12 protein-coding genes are annotated in these 15,330 nt (G+C 51.8%); 10 read left to right on the forward strand and 2 right to left on the reverse strand.

Features of this window, described 5'->3' with window-relative positions; genetic code table 11:
* Nucleotides 1-58 precede the first annotated feature (58 nt).
* Nucleotides 59-829 (forward strand): transporter substrate-binding domain-containing protein, encoded by a 771-nt coding sequence (locus GGR41_RS06495; RefSeq protein ID WP_167661133.1) that lies wholly within the window; start codon nucleotides 59-61, stop codon nucleotides 827-829.
* Here the strand turns inward: GGR41_RS06495 and GGR41_RS06500 are convergent, their stop codons facing one another.
* Entirely contained in the window at nucleotides 830-2,983 is a 2,154-nt protein-coding gene (locus GGR41_RS06500) for a 3'-5' exonuclease (protein WP_167661134.1), read from the reverse strand. It abuts the gene before it with no gap.
* Between the two features lie 2 nt (nucleotides 2,984-2,985).
* Nucleotides 2,986-3,705 (reverse strand): SapC family protein, encoded by a 720-nt coding sequence (locus tag GGR41_RS06505; protein ID WP_167661135.1) that lies wholly within the window; start codon nucleotides 3,703-3,705, stop codon nucleotides 2,986-2,988.
* A 98-nt stretch (nucleotides 3,706-3,803) separates the two neighbouring features.
* Here GGR41_RS06505 and GGR41_RS06510 point away from each other — a divergent pair, with 98 nt between their 5' ends.
* Genes GGR41_RS06510 through entS form a run of 9 tightly spaced genes read left to right on the forward strand, consistent with a single transcriptional unit; the run spans nucleotide 3,804 to nucleotide 15,290 of the window.
* Entirely contained in the window at nucleotides 3,804-4,844 is a 1,041-nt protein-coding gene (locus GGR41_RS06510) for a FecCD family ABC transporter permease (protein ID WP_149026200.1), read from the forward strand.
* A gap of 12 nt (nucleotides 4,845-4,856) precedes the next feature.
* A complete protein-coding gene (locus GGR41_RS06515) occupies nucleotides 4,857-5,651 on the forward strand; it encodes an ABC transporter ATP-binding protein (RefSeq protein ID WP_167661136.1) in 795 nt (264 codons plus the stop codon).
* A complete protein-coding gene (locus GGR41_RS06520) occupies nucleotides 5,648-6,778 on the forward strand; it encodes an ABC transporter substrate-binding protein (protein ID WP_167661137.1) in 1,131 nt (376 codons plus the stop codon). The genes GGR41_RS06515 and GGR41_RS06520 overlap by 4 nt, the downstream gene beginning before the upstream one ends.
* Nucleotides 6,778-7,560, forward strand: a complete 783-nt coding sequence (locus GGR41_RS06525; protein ID WP_167661138.1) for an alpha/beta hydrolase — start codon at nucleotides 6,778-6,780, stop codon at nucleotides 7,558-7,560. The genes GGR41_RS06520 and GGR41_RS06525 overlap by 1 nt, the downstream gene beginning before the upstream one ends.
* A gap of 2 nt (nucleotides 7,561-7,562) precedes the next feature.
* Complete coding sequence (locus GGR41_RS06530) at nucleotides 7,563-8,195, forward strand: 4'-phosphopantetheinyl transferase family protein (RefSeq protein ID WP_167661139.1); 633 nt, start codon at nucleotides 7,563-7,565, stop codon at nucleotides 8,193-8,195.
* Nucleotides 8,196-8,238: 43 nt separating this feature from the next.
* A complete protein-coding gene (locus GGR41_RS06535) occupies nucleotides 8,239-9,885 on the forward strand; it encodes a (2,3-dihydroxybenzoyl)adenylate synthase (protein WP_167661140.1) in 1,647 nt (548 codons plus the stop codon).
* Complete coding sequence (locus GGR41_RS06540) at nucleotides 9,875-10,126, forward strand: phosphopantetheine-binding protein (RefSeq protein ID WP_167661141.1); 252 nt, start codon at nucleotides 9,875-9,877, stop codon at nucleotides 10,124-10,126. The genes GGR41_RS06535 and GGR41_RS06540 overlap by 11 nt, the downstream gene beginning before the upstream one ends.
* A 20-nt stretch (nucleotides 10,127-10,146) precedes the next feature.
* A complete protein-coding gene (locus GGR41_RS06545) occupies nucleotides 10,147-14,052 on the forward strand; it encodes a non-ribosomal peptide synthetase (RefSeq protein ID WP_167661142.1) in 3,906 nt (1,301 codons plus the stop codon).
* A complete protein-coding gene (entS, locus tag GGR41_RS06550; RefSeq protein WP_167661143.1) occupies nucleotides 14,049-15,290 on the forward strand; it encodes an enterobactin transporter EntS in 1,242 nt (413 codons plus the stop codon). The genes GGR41_RS06545 and entS overlap by 4 nt, the downstream gene beginning before the upstream one ends.
* Nucleotides 15,291-15,330 lie beyond the last annotated feature (40 nt).

Raw genomic sequence — 15,330 nt, forward strand, 5'->3', positions numbered from 1 at the left:
TGTGCAGAATCCCCCTCCTCGTAGGGGGATTTTTTCTATCTATTATTCGGAGACAACCATGAAAAAGTGGAAGCAATTTGTTGGCGCAGTCGTACTTGGCGCGGTAGCGGTTAGTGCTCACGCTGGACCTCGCCTTGATCGCATTCAAGAGTCCAAAACCTTACGTGTTGGCACACCGGGCGACTACCGGCCCTTTGCTATGAAGACCGATCAGGGTTACGAAGGCCATGATATTGATGTGATTGAAGCCATGGCCACTGAGTTAGGCTTGACCATTGAATACGTCCCCACTACTTGGCCTAACCTTATGCCCGACTTACAGGCTGATAAATTTGATATTGCAGTGGGTGGGATCACACGTACCCCAGCACGCATTGCAAAAATGGCAATGCTTCCTGGCTACGCCCCCTTTGGCAAAGTCGCTCTGGCTCGCACTGCCGATAAAAAGAAATACCAATCCATCGATGATTTAAATCAGGCATCAGTGCATGTGATCAAGAATCCAGGCGGCACCAATGAGCTATTTGTTTTAGAGCATTTAAAAAATGCTCAGGTTAGCACCCACGAAAAAAATGCAGAAATCCCTGCCCTCATTGCTGAAGGCAAGGGCGACATCATGATCACAGAAACCTACGAGGCGTTGCACTACAGTCATGCCGACCCACGTCTGAGTGCTTTATTTATTGATCAGCCGCTTACCCCTATTAACTACCTTGGGTTCATGTTAGCGGCAGACGATAATGATTATTTACGTATGATGCAGTTTGTGTGGGACTTAATGGACGAGCGAGATGTACTGGACCAAGCCGAGGAAAAATGGCTGAATTAATTACGAGCTGGACCGTACCCAACGCGTGAAAGGCGCTGGGTTCACCCCCGGCGGCACAAACCACACGCGTTGCACTGGATCCCAACGCGCACCTAATTCTTTAGCCTGGTCTTTTTCCGCAAAGGGCACACGTAAGTTAATACGTTGGGCGGCGATTTGGCTTGATGTGGTACTAAGCTGCCGCCCCACTGCGCTTTGCTGTAGATCGTGTAGACGTTGCTGGGTAGGCACATGCAGCTGTTCCAAACGCAACTCGTGCACGTATTCGCTAACTTGATGATCTGCCTGAGGCACAAACAAGCTCAACCGTTTTTGGGCACGTGTGATACCCACGTAAAATAAATTGCGCTCCATCTCTGCGTCCTGCTGCAACGACGGGAACTCGCCCATTTCTAAATAAGGCAGCAGCACATGCTCGTATTCTTTGCCTTTGGCTTGGGCCACACAGCTTAGCGTTACGGCGTGTGGCACAGCATGGGTACTGGGATCATGCTGAGCACACCACTGGTAAAAAGGCGCGACCCCTAAATTCAGTTGCTGCGCCATCGCCAAAAAAGCACTCATTGATTTCTGGATGACTTCAGCAGCATGATCAAACACATAAATACGCTTTGCGACATTGGCAACGTCCAAAGTCTGCATAAGATGCGCTAGCACCTCTGCCGCTGAGGTATCGGCTGAAACCTGCTCTAAATAACCTAGCGTTTCTTTAAAGCGCCATTGATCGTGCTCTGAGGCACGACGCATCATTTGCCCTTCGTAAAAAAACCGTAATAAGGCTGGGGTTTCAGCAATTTCTGCCGCGGCGGCCGCGATGTCGAGTTCGGTAAAGGACAGTTCGCTAAACAACGCTAATGCCCGCACCATACGCTCTCGGAGCGAGCTCTGCTGAATGGCAGCCAAGTCTCGCAGAGCCAGTGCCAGCCAAGCGCGTAAAAATAAGATCTCGTCGCGCTGTAAATAACTTTGCATGCCGTGCAAGGTATATGGCACACCGTGTGTTAGCAGCTGATTTTCTAAATGAATGGACTGATGCACATCACGGAATAACACCGCACATTGAGCCAGCCGCCCACCTTGACGTTGCCATTGCAACAAGGCCTGCACTACAGGCACTACAGCTTGATCTTGAGCATAACGATGCACATGAATCTGCGTGGCTAGCGGCAATAAGCTGTCGACTTTTTTCTGTTTGAACTGAGCTGTCGCATAGGCCAAATATGGCCCGTGCCTATAGGTATAGGTCAGCGGCAAACGCACTAACTGCTCGAAATAGGCTTCAAAACGCGCATGGAGGTAGGTGGCATCAGCAGCCAAATGCTTTTGAATCACCTGATCTTTATCGCCGGCTGCCACCACATATGTTTGAGGGCGTTGAGCCAATAAACGTAGAATTTGAAAAGCAGCCTCGTTGGCATCGTGCAGCTCATCGACTACGATCAAGCGGTACTCAGGCAGCAGCTCTAGCAAATCGGGTTGCTCAAGTAAGGTACTAGCTAAATCATAGGTCGCGTCCTGTGGCCCGCGAAATAGCACACCCTCGTAAGGGCTTTGACGCAAGATTTCGTAATGTTGAGTCCAGAGAAAATCGCTTAATGTCACCCCGAACTGCAACGCTTTTTCTGCTGCGCTTTCCTCTTCATTTAAAAACACAGCCAAGCTAGCTTTTAGACGGAGCTGGCTTTGAAAAAACTGACTTAAGGCCACGTGGTGCGTGCGGAATTCGAGCTCGTCACCGTATTGTGCAGTAGGGTGCTGGCTAAGGTGGTCGAGCGCCTCTAAGGCCATCGGCTTCAACTCGTGCAATGAGCTTAGACGCGGTGGGTTTTCCTCTTCCCAAAAGTGCAGAACATGGTGCGCAAAGTCTTCAACGGTATAAAGTGCTAATTTATTGACGATAAAAGGCGCCACACCCAGCGCTTTAAGGCGTTCGTGCAACACCTCTTTGGCCTCGTCGGTAAACACCAACGCCAAAATCTGCTCTGGCGCTAGGCCCCGCGCTAAAGCCTCGCCAATGCGCAATGCTAAGGTTGTCGTTTTTGCTGCCCCGGCATTGGCTTCGATTAAAGTGATGCGATGCTGCGAACACTGAATCGCTACCTGCTCTGAGGTAGGGGTGATCGAACGCGGAATAAAGCGCGGTGCAGAAGCCATGATTAGCCGCCTACGCGCTGCGCCAAGACATCTAAGTTACTGAGAGAGATGCGATGTTGCTCAATCAAAGATAACGTGCCGTTGTGATACATCTGAGCCAGCTCTGTATCGTCGAGTTGGTCGAGCTGAGCAAAATCTACCACCCACACCCCCGCCACACTCTGGGTTTGATCGTCTAGGGTTAAATTAATGCTTTGCTCTATCAGCAAACCTTTTTCCTTGAGACGCATGACCCATTGTTGAGTTTGCTCTAGCTCGCGCTCTAGGGTGTGCAAGGCATGCCCTAATTGCTCTAGGTAAGCGCTGGGTGCGCCCGCCTCGTAAAATGCCATGCCTTCGTCATGGCTTAGGCCTGGGTAATGGGCGTCCACCTGCACCACGGGCTGCTGCGTTGCGGTATCCCACTGCAATTGATAGGGATGACGTTGTGCATATGCCGGTATGTAGTAAGAGGCCTCCCAGCCGCCCTCGGGGCTAACAAAGAGGTTTTGTTCCGCCTGAAACCCAAATAAAACCACGGACTGTAAACGCGTGGCAGCGCTATCGGCCGCAATAAAAACAATAGGATAATATTTGCAAGCTAGCTCGTACTCGCTTTGTGCCAACGGCATAGCATTCATCGTTCGCGCAAAGCCAAAATGATGACTTTGAAGCTTAATTTTTAGTGTTGGATCGCTGCCATCTAAGGTCAGCCACTGATTATCCATCGTTTGGTTTGCCATAAATCCCCCAAGTAAATGTCCATTATATAAGCATAGCCAAGCCAACAGAAAATCCTCTATACTATACGAAGTAATAACTATTCTCATTTGTATTTATGATGGCAACTACCGCTACGCTTACGGCCTATAAACAGGTCTTAAGTCAGCGCTTCCTTATTCTTGCTGGCCTTCTGCTTGCCATTGCACTCAGTCTGATTGCCGATTTTATGTTGGGCCCTTCAGGGCTGGCTTGGTCTGAGCTATCTGCTGCCCTCTTTACGCCTAGTCAGGTGGATGCCACAACGCGCGTCATTGTTTGGGACATTCGTCTGCCGTATGCCTTAATGGCGATTGCTATTGGTATGGGCCTAGGTTTGTCGGGGGCTGAAATGCAAACCATTTTAAATAACCCCTTAGCCAGTCCATTTACCTTAGGCATTTCTTCAGCCGCTGCCTTTGGGGCGTCGTTGGCTTTAGTGCTGAACCTTTCTATTCCAGGCGTACCGCCGGCGTGGATGATTGCTATCAATGCGTTTTTATTTGCCATGATTTCCGCTTTACTACTGGATGCGGTGGCACGGTGGGGTGCGCTCAGCACCTCGTCCATTGTGCTGTTTGGCATTGCATTGGTGTTTTCATTTAATGCGCTGGTGTCCCTCATGCAGTTTGTCGCCAGTGCCGAAGCCTTACAGGGGCTGGTTTTTTGGACCTTAGGCAGCTTATCTCGTGCCACATGGGGCACCGTCGGGCTCATGTTTTTAACTGTGTTGGTCTTATTTCCTCTTTCCATGCGCGATGCGTGGAAAATGACGGCGTTGCGTCTAGGTGAAGAGCGTGCGCTTAGTTTTGGCATTAATGTACAACGCTTACGCCTGACCTCATTACTGCGCATTAGCTTTTTGGCCGCCATGGCCGTCTCCTTTGCAGGCACCATCGGCTTTATTGGCCTCATCGCCCCCCACATTGCGCGGCGTTTGTTTGGGGAAGATCATCGCTTTTATTTACCAGGCAGCGCTTTAGTTGGAGCCTTAATTCTCTCCTTAGCCTCTATTGCCTCCAAGAACATCGTGTCCGGAGTCATCGTGCCAGTAGGCATTGTGACATCGTTGGTAGGCGTGCCTTTTTTCTTATCCATTGTGCTTCGTCGCCAAGCCCATTAAGCGGTATTTGTGATGCTAGAAATTCAAGACCTTCACGTTGGTTACGGCAAAAAAACCATTCTGAGTCAGATTGATATCGAGCCGTTGGCCACTGGCCAAGTGGTCTCATTACTTGGTGCCAATGGCTGTGGTAAGTCGACGTTGTTAAAAAGCCTGGCAGGCTTAATCGCACCTAAAGCAGGCCGCATTTTGTTGGATGGCGTGGACTTACGCCAACAAAATTTTGAACAGCGAGCGCAACACGTCGTGTACTTGCCGCAATCCTTGCCGGCTGCGGTTCATTTACGGGTTTTTGAATCGGTACTGGTAGCAGCTAATGCCACCCTCACCCCTACGCAACACAGCAGCGCCGATGCCCAACAAATTATGGCGTTACTGGAGCGACTCAGCATTGAGCACTTAGCCATGCGTTTTTTAGATGAGCTCTCGGGTGGGCAAAAACAACTCGTGGGTTTAGCACAGGCTCTGATTCGCCGCCCCACCCTTTTATTGTTGGACGAGCCACTCTCTGCCTTGGACTTAAATTATCAGTATCACGTTATGGAATTACTTAAAGAGCAAACGCAACGCCATCAAATGTTAAGCGTTATTGTGCTGCATGACTTAAATGTGGCCTTACAACATAGTGATCAATGCCTTTTACTGAGCCAAGGTCAGGTCCACGCCCAAGGTCCAGTGGCCGAGGTCATCACCGCTCCGCATTTAGCGCACGCCTATGGTGTAGCCGCACGTATTGAAGCCTGCAGTCAACGCCAGCTTCATGTGTTTATTGATGGCTTAACCCCCCAAACAGAAGGCCTACTATGAAACGGTTGTTATTAAGTGTGCTGACGTGGTTTTGTGTGAGTCAGGTAATGGCTGCACCCATTGTGGTCACGGATGTCATGGGACGGGAAGTCACCCTAGAGCAGCCTGCACACCGCATTATTTTGACGCAGGCGCGCCATATGCCCGTTTTGGCTTTGCTGCACCCTGACCCCGTCAGTCTACTAGCAGGGTGGTCTGATGAGTTTAAGACCTCGTTCGCCAACGAGTACGAAGCTTACCAAGCCCATTTTCCCGCCATACGTGACATACCCGTGGTGGGCCGTCACACCGCTGACAGCTTTTCTGTAGAGCAAAGCTTGGCGCTGCGGCCTGATTTAGTGGTGTTGACCTCGCGGTTTGCTGGGCTCTTACCCGGCCAAGACCCAAACGAATCAGAACTGATCCGCCGTTTCGAGCGGGCTGGGGTACCGGTACTCATTGTGGATTTCTTTATGGACCCGCTAACAAATACCGTGCCTAGTCTGCAAGCTCTAGGCAGCGCTATTGGCGCTGAGACACGCACAGACGCTTTTATTGAGTTCTATCAGTCGCAGATGGCACAAGTGCAAACACGGCTACAAGACTTTGACCCCGCGTCTTTTCCTCCTGTCTTTGTGCATGCCCATGCTGGCAGCACGGATTGTTGCAGCTCGCCAGGAACCGGCACCTTTAATGACATGATCCGCTTTGCCGGAGGCCACAATATTGGGGCCGACCTGCTAAAAACCCCTACAGGTAACGTGAATTATGAATACATTAATGCGCGTAACCCCGCTGTTTACATTGCGACGGGCACGGGCGCCACACGACGCAATCAAGCCGGCGGGTTGGCTATTGGTACAGGCATCTCGGCTGATGCCGCGCGCCAAAGCCTAGCAAACCTAATTAAAGCCAATCGCCTCCAGCACATTGATGCGGTCCAACAGCAGAATGCTCATGGCATTTGGCATGCGTTTAATGACTCCCCTTTACATATGATTTTTATTCAGGCGTTAGCCACTTGGACTCACCCTGAGCGTATGCAGGGCATTTCGCCACAACGCACCTTAGAGGAAATCAATGAGCGCTTTCTGACTGTGCCCATGGAAGGCACCTATTTCATTGATTTGCACGACAAGGAACCGTAATGCGTCAGTGGCAATCGACCTTAATCTCTGCCACGCAACGCCCGTATTTGTGCAGACTATGGGTGCCGGAAAGCCCCGCGCCGACACAGGGCTTTCCTTTGCTTGTTATGTTGGACGGTGACTGGATCCAACACCATATAGAAAGTTTTGTAGAATGCCAACCACGTCCTATCAACTTTGCGATAGCTAGCATTGGTTTTAATGTAGCGCGTCAGGCTGCACGACAACGGCGCTCTTATGACTACACACCAGTGCCGCCCCCACCGCACGCGCCAGTTGATCCGCGCATGCCCGATTGGGCCGCTGGGGGGGCCGATGAGCTAGTGCAATTCATACGTACCCAGCTGCTGCCGCAACTGCAGCAACAGGTTTCACTTGATCTGAACCGTCTGGGGCTGTTTGGGCATTCCTATGGGGGACTCTTCACGCTTTATACGCTTTTGACGTACCCCAATTTATTTAAACATTACATTGCCGCCAGTCCCTCGCTGTGGTGGTATCACCCGTTTATGCAAAATCAGGCCGTGCACCTGCCTCCGTTGCAGCGCAGCACGCAATTGAATGTATTGATTGGTGACCAGGAACAGTGGCGCCCAAAACCGGCTGATCCCACCGCTCCGCGCCCTGCAGGTATTCCTACCTCACGTTTTTTGGATGCGTTTATGGATCAACTGCCCTACTGCAGTCAGTTAAAAACACAACGACATAGGTTCCCAGACGCTGACCACGGCGCCATGTTGGGCCTGGCGACGGCGTTTGCTTTACGAGAGTTCGCGGCGTAGTGATGGTAGAGCTGTATGTGCTCGATAGGCGACAGACTCCGTCCTTAGCACAGCTGCGCAGCGCTGTGACCGAGGCAGAATGGGTGCATGCCCAAGGTTTCCGTACCCACTTATTACAGACTCGCTACCTTGCCAGTCGCGCTTTTTTACGCCACCACATCGGGCAACGACTACAGATCGCGCCCTTGGCCGTTACCATCACGCTAGGGGCCTATCAAAAGCCGCTGTTAACGCACGCGCCTTGGCACTTTTCCCTAAGCCACAGTCGTGATATTACCGTGTTAGCGCTCGCCCCCCATGTCGTGGGCGTGGATATTGAGCACACCGATACCCCCTTTCCTGCGCCCCTTGCCCCCCTGCTGCTACACCCACACGAACTCCCTATAGCAAGCAATTCAGCCGAGCTGTATAGACACTGGTGCAGCAAAGAAGCCGTCCTCAAAGCCTATGGCACAGGGTTGCAGACTGACCCACGCCATATTCTGCTGACGCAGAGTCAAGCCAGCCTGTTTGAGCATACCTATTACCTCCACACCGAGCTTCTCATGGCCAACCTGCTCTGTGTTCTTGCGCAGCCACACCCGTTCACCTCATTAAAACGACACGATGGGTGTGCTATTCAATGCAGATCATGATACAGTAATACACTAAAACCAACTAATAATCATTCTCATTATCATGCCGAATCCAATTCCATTACAACAAGTCTGGCCGCCCGAGTTCGTCAAAAAATACACCGCAGCCGGTTACTGGGACGGTCAAACTTTTGGTGAATTACTGGCCGAACGTGCTCAACAGTATGCGCACCGTCCAGCCGTAATAGGAAGCGAACACCAATGGACGTATGCCGAGCTAAACCAAAAAGCCTCCGCGCTCGCTGCAGGGCTTCAATCCATTGGCCTCAAAAAAGGCGCCCGTGTATTGGTGCAGCTACCCAATATTCCTGAGTTTGTCAGTGTGGTGTTTGCTTTGTTTCGTGCAGGCATGATTCCTATTTATGCTTTGCCAGCACATCGTATTACCGAGCTGGAACACTTTGCTACCCACGCCCCCGCAGATGCGTATATTTGTGCAGACCAATTCGAGGGGTTTAATTACGTAGCGCAGGCTCGCGAACTCCAACAGCGCTGTCCTCAGGTTCAGCACATTGTGGTGGTGGGTGACGCGCACGAGTTTCATGCCCTCAGTGCTTTAGAACAGCATGATCAAGCCCATACCATCCCTTCGACGGTGTCCACGGCCGACGAAGTGGCTTTTTTACAAATTTCCGGTGGTAGCACCGGTTTGTCTAAGCTGATTCCGCGTACGCATAACGATTACATCTATACCTTACGTGAAAGCTGCAAAATTTGTGATGTCACCGCAGACTCGGTGTTTTTAGCCGCGTTGCCCATGGCCCATAATTTCCCCATGAGCTCGCCAGGTTTTTTAGGAACCTTGTACGCAGGCGGATGTGTGGTGCTTAGCACCAGCGCCGAGCCAGAGCGCTGTTTTGCCCTGATCGCCCAGCACCACGTTAGCTTTACCAGCCTGGTTCCGCCTCTACTGTTGATGTGGCTCGAGTTCGCGCCCCACAGTCACCATGACATCACTTCGCTGAAAACCATCCAAGTCGGTGGGGCAAAACTGATTCCCGAGGTAGCCCGTCGGGTGCGTCCGGTCTTGGGCATCCAACTCCAGCAGGTTTTTGGTATGGCAGAAGGGTTAGTGAACTACACCCGCTTGGATGACAGTGAGGACCTCGTTGTGGGCACCCAAGGCCGTCCGATTAGCCCAGATGATGAACTACGCATTGTGGATGATCACGATCAGCCGGTCGCCCCAGGCGCCACGGGTCATTTATTAACGCGTGGCCCCTATACCATCCGTGCTTATCACAATAACCCGACAGCCAATGCGCGTTCTTTTACCCAAGACGGCTTTTACCGCACTGGCGATATTGTGCAACGTACCGCAGACGGCTATTTAGTGGTGCAAGGGCGCGCCAATGACCATATCAACCGAGCCGGAGAAAAAATCTCTGCCGAAGAAATCGAAGATCACCTCTTAGCGCACCCAGCCGTTTTTGATGCGGCAGTGGTGTCCGTGCCCGATGACTATTTAGGTGAACGCAGTTGTGCTTTTATTATTATCAAAAAAGCGCACGCCGCACCACGCGCCATTGAGTTTAAACGCTGGATCCGTCAACGTGGTCTGGCCGACTTTAAAGTGCCTGATCAAGTTGTGTTTGTAGACAGCTTTGACATTACGGCAGCCGGCAAAGTCAGCCGCAAACAATTACGTCTTCAACTTAGTCAATCTTTATCCGCTTCCCATGACGCTTAACTCTACCCCTTTGCCCTTAACCTTAGACACGCTACGCGCTGATGTGGCGCAATTACTGCACGAAGACCCCAGTGCCATTCAAGATGATGACAATCTGATGGAATGGGGCTTGGACTCTATGCGTGCTATGAACTTAGCCGCGCGGTGGCGTCAAGCTGGCGCTGTTATTGAATTTGCTGATATGGCCGTTGAGCCTACCTTAGCGCACTGGTGGGCCGTCATTCAGCGCCACGCTGCTTAATTTCGTTTTTTGTTGGTTGTATGTCTACACACGCTGCTCTCTATGACCTCAGCTCTGCGCAGCAGGGCTTATGGTTCGCTCAAAACGTTGATCCGACGAACCCTATTTTTAATACGGCGCACTATACCGAGCTACGTCACGCCTTGAACGTGCCCCTTTTTATCGAGGCCGTGGACACGGTGCTGGCTCAAGCCGACGTGTTGACACTGCGTTTAGAAGACCAGGCGGGACACACCCAACAACGCTTTGATGTACCGACTCCGCGGGTCGAGCGGATCACGCATTTACGCAGTAAAGAGGCGGTCTTGCAGCATCTTCGTAGCGACCAACAAACCCCTGTAGATCTTTATCAAGATCCGTGTGCACGCTTTATTTTGTACGAGTTGCACCCCGAGCATTTCATTTTTTATAGCCGCATCCACCATTTGGCTGCCGATGGGTATGCCATGAATTTGCTTGAGGCGCGCTGCATTCAGCATTACCTAGCTCGGTGTCGTGGTCTTACGCCACCCCAAGCATTGGGTGCTATCGAAGCCACCCTAGCTGAAGATCAGGCCTATTTACACAGCCCAAAACACAATAAAGACCGCGCTTTTTGGTTAGAAAAACTCAGCACTTACGATGAAGTGTTGAGCCTAAGTCCCACGACGGCATTAACAGATCATCGTTTTTTATACGCTCAACAACATGTCAACCCAGCATTCAGCACTGCGCTGCTTGAGTTTGCTGCACGCCATGACTGCAGTTGGGCAGATGTGCTCACCCTGTTGACTGCTGCCTATATCGCACGTCATACCGGTCAATACGACTCCGTTTTCGGGGTACCGTACATGGGTCGGCTGGGTCAACGCAGCGCGTTGACTATTGCCACGGTAATGAATGTCGCCCCCTTGCCTCTATGTATCCAAGAACATCTGCCTGTGCACGAGTTCATCCAACAAGGGGCTAAAGCGCTTATGCTGACACGGCGCCATGGGCGTTATCGCAGCGAGCAGCTGCGACGTGATCTGGGGTTGCTCCATGGTATGCGCCGTTTGCATGGGCCGTTAATTAATATTTTGCCTTTTGACACCCCCTATGCGGGCACTGGTTTAGAGGCAAGCTCGCATGTGGTGTGTGCAGGTCCGGTCGAGGACATTAATTTTAGCTTTCGCTCTGACACCCAAGCCCACGGCATGCGCTTGGAAATTGAAGCAAACCCCACGCTTTATCAGTTGGATCAAATTCAAGCCCATATCCCCCGCTTGCTGCACTTTATTACGCATGCGTTACGCGCCGAACGGTTGGCTGATGTCCCTACCGTCACCGCTGCCGAACACGAGCTCGTTGTAAAGGGGTTTAATCAGACGGCCCACCCCGTGCCAGCGACCACATTGAGTCATCTGTGTGCCCAAACCGCACAGCAGTACGCAACGCTTCCCGCCATCAGTGATGATACGCAGCACCTTAGTTATACCGACTATCAGTCACGGGTAGAAAGCTTGGCAGTACAACTGCACGCAGCCGGTGTGCGCCGCGGTGATTGCGTTGCGGTAGCGTTAGAACGGCGGGTAGATATGGTGTTGGCTTTGCATGCCATTTTGCGTGCAGGCGCGGCCTATTTACCCCTTGATGGTACGCAACCCACGGCTCGTTTGCGGCGTGTGGTACAACAGGCCCAGCCCCGTTTGATCCTTAGCGACGCACACTTCCCAGCAATACATACGCTTTCAGTGCCTCATTATGAGTTAAATCAGTTACCAGAGCCTCTGCTTCAGCCCGCGGAATTAGCCTACCCCAGCCCTGGCGATCGCGCTTATCTCTTATTTACCTCCGGCTCGACAGGAGAACCCAAAGGGGTCGTGATCAGTCACCAAGCGATTGTGAACCGTTTGATGTGGATGCGTGACTTTTATGCCATCACCCCTTTAACGCATTTTATCCAAAAGACGCCTTACACCTTTGATGTGTCCGTCTGGGAGCTCTTTTTACCCTTTATCAGTGGGGCTCAGTTGTATGTGGCTCCTCCCGAGTCTCATAAAGACCCTCAATGGCTTGCGCAACTGATTCAGACGCAACAGATTGAAGTGATTCATTTTGTGCCTTCGATGCTCGACGCTTTTTTGGCCGACGCAACCAGTCAGGGCTTAACTATTCCTCTGGTATTTTGTAGTGGCGAAGCGCTGAGTGCGAGCTTACGTGATCGCTTTTATACGCGCATTCAGGGTGAACTGCACAATCTTTATGGCCCCACCGAGGCGGCTGTGGATGTCAGTTACTGGCACGCAGCACGTAATGACCACAGCCACCCGGTGCCCATTGGTTTTCCTGTATGGAATACCGCCTTATATGTACTAGATACCCAGTTACGCCCCTTGCCAGTTGGAGTGGCTGGCGATTTGTATCTAGGTGGAGTGCAATTAGCCGAAGGCTACTTGAACCGGCCCGACCTTACCGAGGCTAGCTTTTTGGCTAACCCGTTTGCCTCAGGACGGATGTACAAAACCGGCGATAAAGCCCGTTGGCGTGCCGATGGAGCCGTCGAATACCTAGGACGCGCCGACTTTCAAGTGAAATTGCGCGGCCTTCGCATTGAGCTGGGTGAAATTGAACAGGTATTAACTTTACACCCACAGGTACAACAAGCTGTTGCCCTCGTGCGCGAAGACCAACCCGGCCAACAACAACTGGTGGCCTATGTGCTCAGCCCTAACCCACACCTTGCTATTGAGCCATTATTTGCGCAATGTCGTGACAATTTGCCTGATTACATGGTACCTAACGCCATTAGTGTGCTGTCGGAATTTCCATTAAATAGCAGTGGCAAACTCGATAGAAAAGCCTTGCCCGCACCCCAGCGCAGCCATGCCATGGGTACCCTTCCACACACTGCGCTAGAGCGACAGGTCGCCATGCTATTTAGCCAGACCCTGCAATTAAGCACCCCTGTATATAGCGAAGACAATTTTTTTAGTCTAGGGGGGCATTCCTTGCTTGCAGCGCGTATGGTGGCGCACCTACGCGATCAAGGCTACGAGCTCAATTTGGGTGCAATCTTTGCTTACCCTACTGTTAGTCAGTTGGCGCAATACCTAGAAAATCAATCGGCACACGTTGCAGGGCCTAGCGCAGGTTTTGAGCGTTTACTGCTTTTGCATCAAGGGCGCGCACACACACCGGCTCTGTTTTGTATTCACCCTGCTGGTGGGCTCAGTTGGTGTTATGGCGCTTTGGCGCGATCTGATTTGGATCAGCGCTCTGTGTATGGTTTGCAATCTTCGACCTTTCATAACGAGACGCTTGAGCCTACAACGGTTGAGGCCATGGCCTATGCCTATGCGGATGCCATTCAAAGCGCCCAACCGCAGGGCCCGTATCATCTATTAGGCTGGTCAGTCGGCGGTATTTTAGCGCATGCGATTGCGGTGGAACTGCAGCACCGTCAGGCCGAGGTAGGCGTCGTGTGTTTAGTCGATGCCTATCCCAGTGCCGCCTGGCGCGCTCAGCCTGTGCCCGAGGCCAACGCCATCTATAAAGCCTTATTGCATATTGCTGGCTATGACCCTAACGAACTGCCTGACGTGGAGCTCGAGCGCCAAAGCGTGATTGATTTTTTACGGCAGCAGAACCACCCTTTAGGGGCATTAGCAGACACCCAGCTTAATGGGGTATTTAATGCGGTCGCTATCAATAACCAAGCCGTACGGGATCACAACGAGGCCGTTTTTAATGGACCGCTCTTGTATATCCACGCAGGATTAGACCATAAAGAGACCAACCTAAGTCCACACATGTGGCAACCGTGGGCGCACACCCTAACGGTGCACAGTTTTCCCTTTTTACATGCCCATTTAACTAGTCCCGAGGCCACCGCGCTTTGGGCGCCCGTATTACGTGCTGCGCTGACTGCAGTAGAACAACAACCTGTCATAACGGTAGACCTATGAGTCGTTTGTTTTTAGATATTAGCCCCTTACGACAAAGTCGTGCCTTTCGTTACGCCTACGCAGCACGCACGGCTACGGTGTTAGTGACTGGTATGCTGATGGTTGCCGCCAGCATTCAACTGTTTCAAATTACCGGTTCCAGCTTGGCAGTGGCCGGACTCAACGCCACCCTCGCCATCCCTATGGTGGTGGCGTTAATGATCGGGGGCGTGCTGTCTGACCGGATGGATAGACGTAAGCTCATGCTTTACTCACGCACTGTGTATGTGCTGAGTGTAGGGCTTTTTTTAATTAATGCGTTATTACCTAATCCATCCGTTTGGTTGATATATCTCGCAGCAGGGATAGGCGGCGCCGCTGGCGGCATTAGTGTTCCCGCCATGATGTCTGCCACGCCCGCCTTAGTAGGACGCGAGCATTTGGCGGCAGCGGCGGCTTTATCAGGGCTATCTATGCAAATTGGGGGCGTTATTGGCCCCTCGTTAGCGGGTTTACTGATTGCCGGGCCAGGTCTGATTTTTTGTTATGTCATCGTTCTGGCAGCGGTTATCACCACGCCCTTCTTTTTAAAGCAGTTACCTGCTTTGCCGCCCAAAGGCGCATCAACACAACACCCAGCCATGTTTCAATCCTTTGTGGATGGCTTTGTGTACATGGCAAAGCACCCTTTGTTACGCGCCTTGCTGCTGATTGACTTAACTGCCGTGGTGCTCGCTACCCCCTTGGCGCTGTTGCCTGAATGGGGCGAACACGTGCTTAACCAAGGGGCGCAAATCACTGGCCTACTGTATTCAGCGCCGGCTTTTGGGGCCACAGTCATGGCGCTTAGCTCTGGTTGGACTAAGCATCTTCGTTACCCTGGGCGCTTCATTATAGGTGCCGTCATGGTATGGGGGCTGGCTGTGTGGGCCTTGGCGCAGTGGATATGGCTGCCTTGGTCTTTGCTGTGTCTGGCTTGTATGGGCGCCGCCGACACCTTATCCAAAATACTGCGTATGGCCTTGGTACAAAAACACACACCGGATCATTTACTTGGTCGTATGTCCAGTTTGTGGATGACGCAATCCTCGCTAGGGACCGCTTTAGGCAATATGCAGATGGGCGTGGTGGCGCGTTGGTATTCCCCTAGCACGGCTTTCTTTATTGGTGGCGGTCTGTGTTTTATGTTGAGTTCTTTATTTGCTCTAAGCAATCGCAGTTTGCGCGATTTAACCCAATCTGACGACTCCCCCTTATGACGCTTCCTTCCTGTTTATCCCTTCTTTTTTTGTAAGGTCT

Origin of the sequence: Paenalcaligenes hominis (assembly GCF_011927625.1) — a bacterium.
Classification (GTDB): domain Bacteria; phylum Pseudomonadota; class Gammaproteobacteria; order Burkholderiales; family Burkholderiaceae_B; genus Paenalcaligenes; species Paenalcaligenes hominis.

Coding starts and splice junctions, on each gene's coding strand:
- GGR41_RS06530 (WP_167661139.1), top strand. CDS start 7,563: ATGGTAGAGCTGTATGTGCTCGATAGGCGACAGACTCCGTCCTTAGCA.
- GGR41_RS06505 (WP_167661135.1), bottom strand. CDS start 3,705: ATGGCAAACCAAACGATGGATAATCAGTGGCTGACCTTAGATGGCAGC.
- entS (WP_167661143.1), top strand. CDS start 14,049: ATGAGTCGTTTGTTTTTAGATATTAGCCCCTTACGACAAAGTCGTGCC.
- GGR41_RS06500 (WP_167661134.1), bottom strand. CDS start 2,983: ATGGCTTCTGCACCGCGCTTTATTCCGCGTTCGATCACCCCTACCTCA.
- GGR41_RS06535 (WP_167661140.1), top strand. CDS start 8,239: ATGCCGAATCCAATTCCATTACAACAAGTCTGGCCGCCCGAGTTCGTC.
- GGR41_RS06520 (WP_167661137.1), top strand. CDS start 5,648: ATGAAACGGTTGTTATTAAGTGTGCTGACGTGGTTTTGTGTGAGTCAG.
- GGR41_RS06495 (WP_167661133.1), top strand. CDS start 59: ATGAAAAAGTGGAAGCAATTTGTTGGCGCAGTCGTACTTGGCGCGGTA.
- GGR41_RS06540 (WP_167661141.1), top strand. CDS start 9,875: ATGACGCTTAACTCTACCCCTTTGCCCTTAACCTTAGACACGCTACGC.
- GGR41_RS06545 (WP_167661142.1), top strand. CDS start 10,147: ATGTCTACACACGCTGCTCTCTATGACCTCAGCTCTGCGCAGCAGGGC.
- GGR41_RS06515 (WP_167661136.1), top strand. CDS start 4,857: ATGCTAGAAATTCAAGACCTTCACGTTGGTTACGGCAAAAAAACCATT.
- GGR41_RS06525 (WP_167661138.1), top strand. CDS start 6,778: ATGCGTCAGTGGCAATCGACCTTAATCTCTGCCACGCAACGCCCGTAT.
- GGR41_RS06510 (WP_149026200.1), top strand. CDS start 3,804: ATGGCAACTACCGCTACGCTTACGGCCTATAAACAGGTCTTAAGTCAG.